The following is a 13,934-nucleotide window of genomic DNA, read 5'->3' on the forward strand; positions in this document are numbered from 1 at the left end:
CCAAGCCCGGAAGGGGAGTTGTGGCTCATCTGTTGGTGGTCGAGAGCTGGGTCGGTGCGATGAGCCGACTGCTGCCGCGGGCGATACGGGAGGGCGGGCACACGTTCACGTTCCTCACCCGTGACCTGCACCACTACCTGCGCTCGGCGCCCGAGGGGACGGCGCACCCGCTGCTCGGTGCCCGCAACATCATCACCGCCGAGACCAACGACACCGAGGCCCTGCTGTCCGAAGCCGAGCGGCTGCATGCGGTGTGGGGGTTCGACGGGGTGGTCACGTCCTGCGACTACTACCTGCCGACGGTGGCGCGGATCGCCGAGCGGCTCGGTCTGCCGGGCCCCGGCCCGGAAGCGATGGAGCACGCCTGCCGCAAGGACGCCACCCGCCGCGTCCTCGCCGATGCCGGGGTGCCGGGGCCGCGCTTCGCCGTACACGAGGAATGGATCGACATCGCGGGCGCCGCCCGGGAGATCGGATACCCGCTGGTGGTCAAGCCCGTCGACCTGTGCGCCGGAATGTACGTACGGCGTGTGGAGGACGAGGCACAACTCGCCGATGTGTACCGTGCGTTGGCGGACTTCCCGGTCAATGCGCGCGGGCAGCGGCGCGCGCCCCTCGTCCTGCTCGAAGAGTTGCTGGACGGCCCCGAGGTGAGCGTCGAGACCGTCTCGTGTGCCGGGACGGTCCACGTGGTCGGCGTGACCGACAAGAGCGTCGGCGGGGCGCCCGCCTTCATCGAGACCGGCCATATGTTCCCCGCCGCCCTGACACCCGCCGACGCCGAGGCCGCCGAGCGGACCGCGCTGCGCGCCCTGAAGGCGCTCGGGCTCGTCGACGGTGTCGTGGCACACACCGAGATCAAGCTGACCGCCGCCGGCCCGCGCGTGGTCGAGGTCAACCCGCGTCCCGCCGGGAACCGCATCACCGAACTGATCCGCCACGTCACCGGCATCGACCTCGCGGCGGCCTGCGTGGAGGTCGCGCTGGGCCGCCAACCCGAGTTGCGGCGTACGGACACCGGACTGCGCAGCGCCGCCATCGGATTTGTGGTGCCGGGGACCACCGGCACGCTCGAAGCGCTGGACGGCGGCGAACTGCGGGACGCACCGGACGTGCTGGAGGTGCAGCTCGCCGACCCCGGCAAGGTGGTGAAGGCGGCGGGCAGCAACAACGAGTACCTCGGGCACGTCATGGCCGGTGACGCCGAGGGGCCAGGTGCCCGCGACCGCGTCGAGGCCCTGCTGGCCGGGCTGCGTGCGGGGCTGGTGATCCGATGACCGCCGTCACCGGCGCGGCCGGCACGGTGGAGTACGCGACGTGCCGGACGTACGGCGAGCTCGTGGACCGCGTCCGCACGGGCGGGCTGGGCCCCGACCCGGCCACGCAGCGGATCGCCGTGGCCTTCACCACCAGGCAGGCCGTACGGCACGACGGGCGCGGCACCGGCTATCGCAACGAGGTGCTCAGCCTCCGCCTGGCCGATGCCGTCGGCTCCTGCGCGGTCGAGCCCGGCGCGCTGCCCGACAGTGCGCTCGACGACTGCGTGGGTGCGGATGTGGCCCGGCTTCTGGAGCATCCGCTGCCGGCGGTGCGGGTGGCCGCCCTGGATGCGTACCTGATGCACGTCAGCCCGCACAGCCCGGAGAACGGGGCGCGTCCCTTCCCGCTGCCCGCCGGGTCGTCGCTGGAGAAGTCCCGGGCGCGGGCGCAGGCGGTCGCCGAGCTGATCGACCTGCCGCCCGGGGCCACGGTGCTGGTGATCGGAGTCGTCAACTCGCTCCTGGAAGCGCTGCGTGCACGCGGCCTCCGGTACGTCCCGTGCGACCTCAAGGGCGGCATCACGGAGTGGGGCGAGCCGGTCGTCACCGATGCGCTCGCCGAGGCCGCCCGCTGCGATGCGCTCCTCGTCTCCGGTATGACCCTCGGCAACGGCACCTTCGAACCGCTGCGGCGGCACGCTCTGCTGCACGGCAAGCAGCTGGTGATGTTCGCCCAGACCGGCAGCGCCGTGCTGCCCCGCTTCCTCGGCCACGGCGTGAGCGCGGTGTGCGCCGAGCCGTACCCCTTCTTCTGGCTCGACGGCGGGCCCGGAGCCGTCCACCGCTACCGGGGTCCGTACGGCAGCACCTGTCCGGGAGGCGACATATGACCGCGACCGCTGTCCGCCCCGCCGCCCGCCCGGAGCTGCTCGCCCTGCTCGGCCGTACGCCACTGGTCCGCATCACCGCTGATCTGCCGGGCCCCCACCCCGGATTCTGGGCCAAGCTCGAAGGACTCGCCGCCGGCGGGATGAAGGCGCGGGCCGCCATGTCGATGCTGCTCGGTGCCCGCGAGCGCGGCGAACTACGGCCCGGTGCACCGGTGGTGGAGTCCACCTCCGGCACCCTCGGCATCGGCCTGGCCTTCGCCGGGCAGGCACTCGGCCACCCGGTCGTGCTGATCGGCGACCGGGAACTGGAGCCCTCCATGCGGCAGTTGCTGTGTGCCCATGGCGTCCACCTTGAACTCGTCGACCGTCCGGCCCCCGAGGGCGGCTGGCAGGCCGCCCGCCTCGCCCGGCTGCGCGAACTGCTCGCCGTACTGCCCGGCGCCTACTGGCCCGACCAGTACAACAACCCCGACAACACCGCAGGTTACGCCTCACTGGCCGCCGAACTCACGGCCCAGCTCGACCACCTCGACGTCCTGGTGTGCAGCGTCGGCACCGGCGGCCACAGCGCGGGCATCATCGGTCCGCTGCGGCGGCGCTGGCCCGCCCTGCGGCTCATCGGCGTCGACGCCACCGGTTCCACGATCTTCGGCCAGCCCGCCCGGCCCCGGCTGATGCGCGGACTGGGCAGCAGCATCCATCCGCGCAACGTCGCCTACGACGCCTTCGACGAAGTCCACTGGGTCGGCCCGGCCGAGGCCGTGGACAGCTGTCGGCGGCTCGCCCGGGGCAGCTTCGTCAGCGGCGGCTGGAGCACCGGCGCGGTCGCCCTCGTCTCGGCCTGGGCCGCCCGCGTCCACCCCGGGGCGGCGGTCGCCACCGTCTTCCCCGACGGTCCGCACCGCTACCTCGGCACGGTCTACGACGACGACTTCACCGCCGCGCACGGCCTCGACCCGTCCGCCGCGGCCACCCGACCCGTCGAAATACCGCACCCCCGCGCGGCCGAGGCCGCCGGATGGGTCCGCTGCACCCGCGTCACCGACCCGCTCCGGGCCCCCATATCCCCGCACCCTCCGGAAGAGAACCTGTGAAGGCCACCCAGCGCACCGTACGCCTCGACCTCGCCGAGCCGCTGCGCATCTCCCGCTCCACCATGGCCGCACGGGACGCCGTGTGGCTGACCGTCGAACACGCCGGGCTGCGCGGCCACGGCGAGGCCGTCACCAGCGTCTACTACGGGCTCGACGCCGCCACCCTCGAACGGCTCTTCGCGGCCGTCGACACGGACCTCCTCCGCTTCCGTGACCCCGAAAGCGTCCTTGATGCCCTGCGCGCGGGCGAACTGGCCAGGGAGGACACGCCGCCGGCCGTGACCGCCGCCGTCGAGGCCGCGCTCCTCGATCTCGCCGGCCGGCGCGCCGGCAGTCCGGTCCACCGGCTCCTCGGGGCCGCCACCGCTCCGGTGGCCGCCACGGCCCGCACCATCGGCATCACCTCGGCGGTGCGCGCCGCGGCCGAGGCGCGCCGCCTCACGGCGAGCGGCTTCGAGGTCATCAAGGTCAAGGCGGGAGCGCCCGACCCCGAGGACGACGTGGAGCGGGTACGCGTCATCCGTGCGGCCGCGCCCCGGGCCCGGCTGCTCCTCGACCCCAACGGCGCCTGGACCACGGCCCAGGCCGACGCCCTGCTGCCCCGGTTCGCCGACCTCGGTGTCGAGGCCGTCGAACAGCCCCTCGCACCGGGTGATCCGGAGGCGCTCGGCGCGCTCGCCGCCCGCTCACCGCTCCCGGTGATCGCCGACGAGGACGCCGTGAGCCTGGAGGACGTCCGCCGCCTGGCCGGACGCGTGCACGGTGTCAACGTCAAGCTCGCCAAGTGCGGCGGCGTCCACGCGGCCCTGCGCATCGCCGAGGCGATCGAGGGCAGCGGCACCGCGCTGATGCTCGGCTGCCTGACGGCCAGCAGCCTCGGCCTCGCCCCCGCCGTCCACCTGGCCGACCGCGCCCGCTGGGCCGACCTCGACGGACACCTGCTGCTCGCCCACGACCCGTGGACCGGGATCGGCGGCACCGACGGCTTCGTACGGGCAAGTGACCGACCCGGCCTGGGAGTTCGGCGGAGCATGGAGGAGGGGGCATGAAGATCTGGCACGAGATGCGCCGGTTCCCTCCGGCCATCCGCCTCCTGCTGGCCAACCAGCTCGGTGTCAACACCGGCTTCTACCTCCTCATCCCCTATCTCGCCACCCACCTCGGCCAGAACCTGGGCATGTCGGCGGCCGTCGTAGGGATCGTCCTCGGCGTCCGCAACCTCAGCCAGCAGGGCCTCTTCCTCATCGGTGGCTCCGCCTCCGACCGGCTCGGCGCGCGCGGCGTCATCATTGCCGGCTGCGCCCTGCGCACCGTCGGATTCGCGCTGTTCGCGCTGGGTGACGGGCCGGCCGTGCTGCTCGCCGCCTCGGTGCTCAGCGGGCTCGCCGGCGCCTTGTTCAACCCTGCCGTGCGCGCCTACCTCGCACAGGAGGCGGGAGAGCGCAAGGCCGAGGCGTTCGCCCTGTTCAACGTCTTCGCCACCACCGGCGCGCTGATCGGCCCGCTGCTGGGCAGCGCGCTGCTCCTCGTGGACTTCCGTACGTCCGCGCTCACCGCCGCCGGGATCTTCGCCGTCCTCACCGTCGCGCAGGCCCTGGTCCTGCCGGCGCGCCAGGTGGAGCCGAGCGAGGGCGGCGTCCTCGCCGACTGGCGCGAGGTCCTCGGCAACCGTGCCTTCCTGGCCTTCGCGCTCGCCATGGTCGGCATGTTCACCCTGCAGAACCAGCTCTACCTGCTGCTGCCCGACGGAGCCCGGCGGACCACCGGCTGGGACGGCGCGGCGGGCCTCGTCTTCCTCGTCGGCACCGTCACCAACCTCACCCTGCAACTGCGCATCACGCGCTTTCTCAAGGGGCGCGGCGACAGGGCACGCTGGATCACCGCGGGGCTCGCCCTGATGGCGCTGGGCTTCCTGCCACCGGCACTGGCGGCGGGCGGATCCGGCGCCCCGGACGGCACCGCCGACGCGGTGCTGCGCACGCTCCCCGTCCTGCTCGGTGTCCTCCTCCTCTACCTCGGCGTCATGATCGCCCAGCCCTTCGTGCTGGAGCTCATCCCCGGCTTCGGCCGCCCGGAGCTGACCGGCACCTACTACGGGATCTTCTACGCGGTCTCCGGCATCGCCGCCGCGGCCGGCAACGCCGCCGTCGGCTGGGCCATGGACACCGGGGAACACGGCGCCCCCTGGCTGCCCTGGGCCTGCTGCGCCCTGTTCGGTCTCGCCTCCGCATGCGGCGTGGCCTGGCTGCACCGGCGCAACGCGCTGCCGACGACGCCGAAGCCCGCCGTGACGGCGGCGGCCTGAGGAAGGAGACGACATGAGCCGCACCGACACCGAGCGCCTGCGCAACCTGCTCACCGACAACCCCGAGCTGTACGAGGCCCGTTTCCCCGACGCCGACCGGCTGGCCGCACGCTGGACGGAGGACTGCCTGCGACGGTACGGCGCAGGACCCCGGGTCCTGGACATGGGCTGCGGCACCGGCCGCGACGCCGCCCACCTGCACACCGGCGGCCGGACGGTGACCGGCGCCGACCTCTCCGAGGCGATGCTCGCCCACGCTCGCGCCCACCACCCCGGTCCCGCGTACGTCCGTGCCGACCTGCACGGGTTCGACCTGGGCCACAGCGCATTCGACGCGGTCGTCTGCCTGGACAGCTCCCTGCTGTACTGCCACACCAACGCCCAGCTCGACGGCTTTCTGACCTCCTGCCGTCGCGCGCTGACCCCGGGCGGCCTGCTCGTCGCGGAGATGCGTAACGGCGCCTACTTCCTGGGCCGTACCGACCTGCTCGACACCCCCACCGTCCACGAGTTCGCCTGGCAGGGCACGGCCTACCGGTCCACCACCACGCTCACGGTGGACCGCACCGCCCAACTCCTGCGCCGAACCCGCGTATGGACCGCGGACGACGGATCACCGCCCGTCGAACAGCGCTCCGCATGGCGGCTGCTGTTCCCGCAGGAACTCCGCCGTCTCCTGGCCGCGCACGGCTTCGACGTCCTCGACCTGCACGACGGTCCGGGCCCGCGCACCGAGCCGCCTTGGCACGAAGGCATGTCCCCGGGCGACGCGACGGACGCCGACCGGCTGCACGTCGTCGCCCGGCTCACCCGGCTCACCGAGCCGGCACCGTGACCCATCCACACCACGAGGAAACCCGCATGAACGACGAATTCGCCCGCCACCTCCCCTCCCCGGCCGAACACTCCTTCCCGGGCCTGCGCCGCCGTGGCTTCCTCGCCGCCACGGGCGCCGCCTCGCTCGGCGCACTCGCGCTCACCGGTTGCGGCGGCCCCGGTTCCGACGACGGCACGGGTGAGGGCGACGGCAGGCCCCGGCGGGGCGGGCGGCTGCGCGCCGCCTTCGCCGGGGGCGGCGCCGGCGAGACCCTCGACCCCCACCTGGCCAACCTCTTCGCCGACGTCGCCCGCGCCAAGGCGCTCTTCGACAAACTCGCCGACTACGGCGCCGACCTGTCCGCGCAACCCCGCCTCGCCGAGAAGTGGCAGGCGAACAAGACCCTGGACCGCTGGCAGGTCACCCTGCGCAAGGCCACCTTCCACAACGGCAAGCCGGTCACTGCCCAGGACGTCCTGTACAGCTACCGCCGGATCGCCGACCCGAAGAAGGCCTTCCGCGCCAAGGCGTCCCTGGAGCCCATCGACCTCGACGCGAGCCGCGCCACCGGCAAGCGGAGCATCGAGTTCGTCCTCAAGCGTCCCACCGCCGAATTCCCCAACATCCTGGCCGCGTTCGGCGCGTACATCGTTCCCGAGAACGCGACCGCCTTCGACAGGAAGCCGATCGGCTCCGGCCCCTTCCGCTTCGTCTCCTTCGCCCCCGGCCGCTCGGCCGTCTTCCGCCGCTACGACGAGTACTGGGAGGGCGCCCCGCACCTCGACGAGATCGAATTCGTCGTCGCCAACGAGGAGTCCGCACGCGTCAACGCACTCCTCGGCGGACAGGTCGAGTACGCCCACGAACTCGCCCCCACCACCGCCCGCGCGCACGAGGGCAAGGGCCGGATCGAGATCGTGCGGCTGCGCAACAGCGCCATGCAGGGCTTCGCGATGAAGACCGACCGGGCCCCGTTCGACGACAAGAGGGTGCGCCAGGCGTTCTTCCTGATCGCCGACCGCAAGGAGCTCGTCGACGGTGCCCTGTCCGGCGCCGGGGAGATCGGCAACGACCTGTTCGGCAAGGGCTACGAGTACTACGCCGACGGCCTCGCCCAGCGCGAGCAGGACCTGGGCCGCGCCCGCGCCCTGCTCAAGCAGGCCGGCGCCGAGAAGCTCAAGGTCACCCTCGACACCTCGGCCGTCGCCGCCGGATTCACCGAGGCCGCCGGCATCTTCCGCGACCAGGCCGAGAAGGCGGGCGTCACCATCGACGTCAGGACGGGCAGCAAGGACACGTACTGGAGCGACATCCTCGACTCCGGCACGCTGTGCTGCTACCGCTCCGGAGCCATGCCCATCGAGGCCCACATCTCCCAACGGCTGCTGACCGGCTCCACCACCAACGCCACCAAGTGGCACCACAAGGACTTCGACGCCCTCTACCAGCAGGCACAGTCCACCCGCGACACCAAGGACCGGGCGGCCGTCTACGCGCGCATGCAGCGTCGCCTGTACACCGAAGGCGGCTTCCTGATCTGGGGCTTCGCCGACTGGATCCTGGGAACGGCCCGCAAGGTGAAGGGGGTTGACCGGAAGGCGCCCGCCAACACGCTCGACTGGGCGCGGTTCGACAAGGTGTGGCTGGCGTGACGGGACTGCGCTCCTTCGTCGCCCGGCGGCTGCTCCTCGGCGTCGCACAGACCGTGGCCGTCGTGCTGCTGGTCTTCGCGCTCACCGAGGCACTGCCGGGCGACGCCGCCGTCGCCCTCGCCGGCGACCAGCCCGACCCCGCCCGCATCGCGGCCATCCGCGAGGCCATGCACCTCGACCGGCCTGCATACGAGCGGCTGGCCGAGTGGGCGGCGGGCCTGCTGCACGGCGACTTCGGCACCTCCGTGACCTCCGGACGGCCCGTCAGCCAGTACCTCGCCGACGGCTTCGGCCCCACCCTGCTGCTGGCCGCGCTCACCGTGGCACTGCTCGTCCCGGCCGGCTTCGGCCTCGGCGTACTGGCCGCCCGCCACGAAGGGCGGTTCGCCGACCGGCTGATCAGCTCCGCGACACTCGCGGTCTACGCGGTCCCCGAATTCGCCCTCGGAGTGCTGCTGGTGACCGTCTTCGCCCTCCACCTGGGCTGGCTGCCACCCACCGCCGTCGGCTACGGCACCGACCTGCTCGCGCACCCCGCAGCGCTGCTCCTGCCCGTCCTCGTACTGCTCTCCCGGCCGGTGTGCTCGCTGGCCCGCCTGGTCCGCGCCGGCATGGTCGACGCCCTGGCCGCGCCGTACGCGGTGCACGCCCGCCGCTACGGCATCGGCGGCGCCCGCGTCCGCTACGCCCATGCCCTGCCCAATGCCCTCGCCCCGGCCGTTCAGCAGCTCGCCCGCACCATCGACTGGCTGCTGTGCGGCGTCATCGTCGTGGAGGCCCTCTTCGTGATCCCCGGACTCGGGACCGTCCTGCTCAACGCCGTCGCCGAACGCGACGTACCGGTGGTGCAGGGCCTCGCCGTGGTCTTCGGCGTCCTGACCGTCGTACTCAACCTCGGCGCCGATCTGGTCGCCCACCGACTCGCACCGCGGTCGGGGGTGGCCGCGTGACCCGCACGTCCTCCACGCCCCTGTCCGGTTCCTGTGAGGCCGTACGGCTGCGCCGCTACGCCCTCGGGCTCGCCGTCATCTCCGTACCCCTCGTCCTCGCCGTCCTGGGGCCGCTGTTCGCGGGCGACCCGGGCGCGCGGACCGCCTCCTTCACCCTCGGCGGCGGACACTGGTTCGGCACCGACTTCGTGGGCCGTGACGTAGGGCGTCAGGTACTGCTCGGCGGCCGGCCGGTGGTGCTGACCGCGCTCGCCGCGACGGCCCTGGCCTACCTCGTGGCGCTGCCCGTCGGACTCATCGGCGCGCTCACCCACCGCCGCTGGCTGGAGGAGACGCTGCTGCGGCCGCTGGACGTCCTGCTGGCGGTGCCGTCCCTTCTGCTGATCCTTCTCGTGGCATCCGTGCTCACACCGGGCGCCGTCGGGCTCGCCCTGCTCGTCGCGCTGGTCAACGTCCCGGACGCGGCCCGGATCGTGCGCGCGGCCGCCGCCGAAGCCGCGGCGCGCCCGGCGGTCGAGGCGCTGCGCATGCAGGGCGAGACGTGGTGGCGCGCGGCCGTCGGCTACGTCGGGCGCTCGATACTGCGCACCCTGGCCGCCGACGCCGGCACCCGGCTCACCGGCGTGCTGTACCTCGTGGCCACCGCCGCTTTCCTCGGCGTCGGCGTCGCGCCGGACGCCGCCGACTGGGCGGTGATGGTGGACCGCAACCGCACCGGACTGTTCGTGCAGCCGTGGGCCGTGGTGGTGCCCGCGCTGCTGATCGTCGCGCTGACCACGGGCAGCAACCTGCTCTTCGACGCGGCGCTCCACAAGCCCGGCCGGCGCCGGGGAGAGAGGAAACCACGGCCGTGACCGAACGGAACGACACGACCGCTCCGACGACGGGCGCAAGCACCGATGCCGAACCGTCCCCCGTCGCGGAGATCCGTGACCTGCGTGTGGAGATCGACGGCCGGGCGATCGTGGACGGCGTGCGGCTGCGGGCGCTGCCCGGCAGGGTGACGGCGCTCGTCGGAGCCTCCGGCAGCGGCAAGACCACCACGGGCCTCGCCCTGCTCGGCGCGTACCCGCCGGGTGCCCAGGTCACCGGTGACGTCCGCGTCGCCTCCGACGGCCCGGTCGGCTACGTGCCCCAGCATCCGGCGTCCGTCCTCAACCCCGCCCGCCGGATCTCGGCACTGCTGAACGACATCGCCCGCGTCCAGGTGCGCGACCTGCCTCGTACCCAGCGCCGGGCGGCCGCCCGCGAACGCATCCTGCGAGCCCTGTCCGACGCCCAGCTCCCGGACGCCGAGGCCCTCTTGCGGCGCTATCCACACCAGCTGTCCGGGGGCCAGCAGCAGCGCGTCGTCCTCGCGCAGGCGCTGCTGCTGGGTGCCCGCGTCATCGTCGCCGACGAACCCACCACCGGACAGGATGCGCTGACCAAGAGCCGCCTCGTCGACCAACTGGCAGCGCTGGCGGCACGCGGCATCGCCGTCGTGCTGCTCAGCCACGACCTCGATGTGGTGCATGCCCTCGCCGACGAGGTCCTCGTCATGCGTGCGGGCCGGGTCGTGGAATCGGGCCCGGTCCAGCGGCTGTGGCGCGCACCGCGTCACGAGTGGACCCGCCAACTGCTCGACACCCGGACCTCGTTCACCGGGCCCGAGCCCCCGTCCGACACCGGACGGCCCGTCCTGCACGTACGCCATCTCACCGCCCGCCACCGCGACGGCGCCCATGGTGCCGCCGTGGTGCTACGAACCCCCGAACTCGCCCTGCGCCCTGGTGAGTCGCTGGCCGTCGTCGGCCGCTCAGGCAGCGGAAAGACCACCCTCGCGCGCTGCCTGGCCGGCCTCCACCGCGACCACGACGGCCACGTCCACCTCGACGGCACCCCACTGCCGCGCAGCGTACGGCAGCGCGGTCGCGCGCAGCTGGCGGCCGTGCAGTACGTCTTCCAGGACGCGCGGGCCGCCTTCGACGAGCACCGTCCCGTCCTCGACCAGGTCGCCCGTACCGCGGTACGCCTGCGCGGCGTCGACCCTCGGTCAGCCGTCCAGGAGGCCCTGACGACACTGACCGGCCTCGGCCTCCCACCCGAAACGACCCACCGCCTGCCCCGGGAGCTTTCCGGCGGCGAACTCCAGCGGGCGGCCCTGGCCCGCGCCCTGTTGGCCCGGCCCAGGGTCCTGATCTGCGACGAGATCACCTCCGGCCTCGACACCGTCACGCGCCGCGGCATCCTCGACGCCCTCGCGGATCTGCTCCGCGACCGTGCGGACATGTCCCTCATGCTGATCACCCACGACCTTGACGCCGCGCGCCTCGCCCACCGCATCGCGGTAGTGGAGGCGGGCGAGCTGGTCGAACAGGGCCCGGCCCACCGCATACTGACCGAGCCGCGGCACCCGTTCACGGTCTCGCTCATGGAGAGGAGCGGGGATCGGAGCGGGCTGCCCAACGGCGTGGCGCCGCTCATCGCGTCGCCCGGGGCCGGCTGTCGGCGCGCTTCCACGCCGCGTCCCGCAGGAGGCGCAGCCCGTTGAGGCCGACGATGACGGTGGAGCCCTCGTGTCCGGCGACGCCCAGGGGCAGCGGCAGTTGCCCGGCCAGGTCCCAGATGACCAGGCCGGAGATGCACACCGACGCGATGACCAGATTCTGCACCACCAGACGGCGGGCACTGCGTGAGAGGGCCACCACGGTGGGGATGGCTGCCAGCTCGTCGCGGACGACCACGGCGTCGGCGGTCTCCAGCGCGAGGTCGGAGCCGGCCCGGCCCATGGCGATGCCGGTGTGGGCCGCGGCGAGGGCGGGGGCGTCGTTGATGCCGTCGCCGACCACCAGGACCTTCCACCCGGCCTGTTCCTGCTGCCGAACGGCGCTGACCTTGTCGTGGGGCAGCAGTCCGGCGCGTACATCGGCGATACCGACCTCTTCGGCGAGGCGGGCGGCGGCGCGAGGGTTGTCGCCGGTCACCAGCATCGGGGAGGTGCTGGTGAGTTCACCGAGGGCGGCCACGGTGGCGAAGGCGTCCGGTCGCAGCCGGTCGGCGATGCCCAGGACACCGACCGGTGTGCCGTCCCGCAGAACGGCCACGGCGGTGCGCCCCTCGTCCTCCAGGCCCCGTGAGACGGCCCGGACCGGGCCGGGCTCATCGTCTGCGGCTCCGGAAAGCCGGGCGGGAGCGCCGACGGAGATCTTCCGGCCGCCGAGGGTGGCGGTGACGCCGACTCCGGGTACGGAGGTGAAGTCCTCGGCGGGCGGGAGGCTCAGGCCGCGTTCCCGGGCAGCGTCGACCACCGCGCGGGCCAAGGGGTGTTCGCTGGGATGCTCGGCCGCGGCCGCCAGGGCCAGCAGCGCGTTCTCGGTCAGGCCGGATCCGGCCAGCGGGCGGATGTCCGTGACGTACGGGGTGCCTTCGGTGAGGGTGCCCGTCTTGTCCAGCGCCACCGCGTCGATCCGACCGAGGCGTTCCATGACGACCGCCGATTTGACCAGCACCCCATGACGGCCGGCATTGGCGATGGCGGACAGCAACGGGGGCATGGTGGCCAGCACCACTGCGCACGGCGAGGCGACGATCATGAACGTCATCGCCCGCAGCAGGGCCCCGGTCACGTCTGCGCCGAAGCCGAGCGGAACCGCGAACACGGCGAGGGCGGCGAAGACGACGCCGACGGAGTACCGGCGCTCGACCTTCTCGATGAACAGCTGGGTCGGGGCCTTGGTCTCGCTGGCTTCCTCGACCATCTTCACGATGCGGGCGATCACCGAGTCGGAGGCGTCCCGTTCGACCCTCACCCGCAGAGCGCCGGTGCCGTTCAGCGTGCCGGCGAACACCTCGTCGCCGACCTCCTTGGCCGCGGGGAGGGGCTCACCGGTGATGGTGGCCTGGTCGACGTCGCTCGCCCCGTCCAGGACCCGCCCGTCGGCGCCGATGCGCTCCCCGGGCCGGATCAGGATCACGTTGCCGATCACCAGTTCCTGGCTGGTCACTGTCTCCTCACGGCCGTCGTCGTGCAGGCGGGTGGCGGTGGCGGGGGCGAGGTCGAGGAGTCCGCGCACCGAGTCCGCCGTGCGGGCAGTGGCCAGGGCCTCCAGGGCACCGGAGGTGGCGAAGATGACGATCAGCAGGCCGCCGTCCATCACCTGACCGATCGCCGCTGCCCCGAGCGCCGCGACGATCATCAGCAGGTCCACGTCCAGGGTCTTCGCACGCAGCGCCCCCAGACCCTCCCGGGTCGGCTCCCATCCGCCGGCGAGATACGTCACGGCGTACAGCGGGCCCCAGGTCCAGGCGCTGACGCCGGTCAGCTGCAGTGACAGCGCAAGGAGGAATGCGGCCGTGGCGAAGGCGGCCCAACGGGCTTCGGCCAGCGCGAAGACCCGGGTGCGGCGTCGCGGGGTTGCCGACTGGCCGACGCCGGTGGTCTGCGGGGCTTCGGTGAGGGTCGAGGACATGCGGAAAGAGGCCCTTCGCGAGGAGCGTGGCGGTGGGACCCTGACACGGTACAGGAAATAATGAAGAGGTCTTCATGTATTGCTCCCGGTAGGGTGGTCGTATGGGACACGGAATTGACGGCCGGGCCACTCCGCCTGCGCAGCTGGATGCGGACAGCGCCGCCGATATCGCGGCGACCCTCCAGGCCTTGGCCACGCCGTCGAGGCTGCTGATCCTCACCCGGCTGCGGCATGGGCCGCTGCCGGTGACCGAGCTCGCGGCAGCCGTCGGGATGGAGCAGTCCGCCGTCTCCCACCAACTGCGACTGCTGCGCGCACTCAGCCTCGTCACCGGCCGTCGCACCGGACGGAGCATCGTCTACAGCCTCTACGACAACCACGTCGCCCAACTGCTGGACGAAGCCGTCTACCACATCGAGCACCTGCGCCTCGGCGTACGCGACAACGCGGACGCCGCCCCGGCCGGTTGACCCCACTTCAGTGCGAAGTTCCGGTGGGGAGGGAGAGACGCGTACC

Annotated in this window: 12 protein-coding genes; 11 read left to right on the forward strand and 1 reads right to left on the reverse strand. The window is 72.9% G+C overall.

Annotation, left to right across the window (positions count from 1 at the left end; genetic code table 11):
* Positions 1-20: 20 nt before the first annotated feature.
* From AC5677_RS37180 to AC5677_RS37225, 10 genes are read left to right on the forward strand one after another with little or no spacing between them, the layout of a single operon-like run.
* Positions 21-1,277 (forward strand): ATP-grasp domain-containing protein, encoded by a 1,257-nt coding sequence (locus AC5677_RS37180; protein WP_497192293.1) that lies wholly within the window; start codon positions 21-23, stop codon positions 1,275-1,277.
* Positions 1,274-2,149 carry a Rossmann-like domain-containing protein gene (locus tag AC5677_RS37185; RefSeq protein ID WP_497192294.1) on the forward strand — a complete coding sequence of 292 codons (876 nt, stop codon included), beginning with the start codon at positions 1,274-1,276 and terminating at the stop codon, positions 2,147-2,149. Before AC5677_RS37180 ends, AC5677_RS37185 begins: the two co-directional genes overlap by 4 nt.
* Positions 2,146-3,243 (forward strand): PLP-dependent cysteine synthase family protein, encoded by a 1,098-nt coding sequence (locus AC5677_RS37190; RefSeq protein WP_497192295.1) that lies wholly within the window; start codon positions 2,146-2,148, stop codon positions 3,241-3,243. The genes AC5677_RS37185 and AC5677_RS37190 overlap by 4 nt, the downstream gene beginning before the upstream one ends.
* Positions 3,240-4,292: a mandelate racemase/muconate lactonizing enzyme family protein gene (locus AC5677_RS37195; RefSeq protein WP_497192296.1), complete on the forward strand. Its 1,053-nt coding sequence runs from the start codon at positions 3,240-3,242 to the stop codon at positions 4,290-4,292. The genes AC5677_RS37190 and AC5677_RS37195 overlap by 4 nt, the downstream gene beginning before the upstream one ends.
* A complete protein-coding gene (locus AC5677_RS37200; RefSeq protein WP_497192297.1) occupies positions 4,289-5,548 on the forward strand; it encodes an MFS transporter in 1,260 nt (419 codons plus the stop codon). The genes AC5677_RS37195 and AC5677_RS37200 overlap by 4 nt, the downstream gene beginning before the upstream one ends.
* 13 nt (positions 5,549-5,561) lie before the next feature.
* Positions 5,562-6,383 (forward strand): class I SAM-dependent DNA methyltransferase, encoded by an 822-nt coding sequence (locus AC5677_RS37205; protein ID WP_497192298.1) that lies wholly within the window; start codon positions 5,562-5,564, stop codon positions 6,381-6,383.
* A gap of 26 nt (positions 6,384-6,409) precedes the next feature.
* On the forward strand, positions 6,410-8,017 hold the full coding sequence (locus AC5677_RS37210; protein ID WP_497192299.1) for an ABC transporter substrate-binding protein: 1,608 nt from the start codon (positions 6,410-6,412) through the stop codon (positions 8,015-8,017).
* On the forward strand, positions 8,014-8,967 hold the full coding sequence (locus AC5677_RS37215; protein ID WP_497192300.1) for an ABC transporter permease: 954 nt from the start codon (positions 8,014-8,016) through the stop codon (positions 8,965-8,967). The genes AC5677_RS37210 and AC5677_RS37215 overlap by 4 nt, the downstream gene beginning before the upstream one ends.
* The gene (locus AC5677_RS37220) at positions 8,964-9,821 is read left to right on the forward strand and encodes an ABC transporter permease (RefSeq protein ID WP_497192301.1); all 858 of its coding nucleotides are present in this window, start codon (positions 8,964-8,966) and stop codon (positions 9,819-9,821) included. Before AC5677_RS37215 ends, AC5677_RS37220 begins: the two co-directional genes overlap by 4 nt.
* Entirely contained in the window at positions 9,818-11,500 is a 1,683-nt protein-coding gene (locus AC5677_RS37225; RefSeq protein WP_497192302.1) for an ABC transporter ATP-binding protein, read from the forward strand. Before AC5677_RS37220 ends, AC5677_RS37225 begins: the two co-directional genes overlap by 4 nt.
* Here AC5677_RS37225 and AC5677_RS37230 read toward each other — a convergent pair.
* Positions 11,430-13,418 (reverse strand): heavy metal translocating P-type ATPase, encoded by a 1,989-nt coding sequence (locus AC5677_RS37230; protein ID WP_497192303.1) that lies wholly within the window; start codon positions 13,416-13,418, stop codon positions 11,430-11,432. The two genes, AC5677_RS37225 and AC5677_RS37230, sit on opposite strands and share 71 nt — an antisense overlap.
* Positions 13,419-13,519: 101 nt before the next feature.
* On the opposite strand from AC5677_RS37230, the gene AC5677_RS37235 reads away from it, so the two are divergent.
* Complete coding sequence (locus AC5677_RS37235) at positions 13,520-13,888, forward strand: ArsR/SmtB family transcription factor (RefSeq protein ID WP_497192304.1); 369 nt, start codon at positions 13,520-13,522, stop codon at positions 13,886-13,888.
* The last annotated feature ends 46 nt before the right edge of the window (positions 13,889-13,934 follow it).

Source organism: Streptomyces sp. JLSY215, from assembly GCF_059682825.1.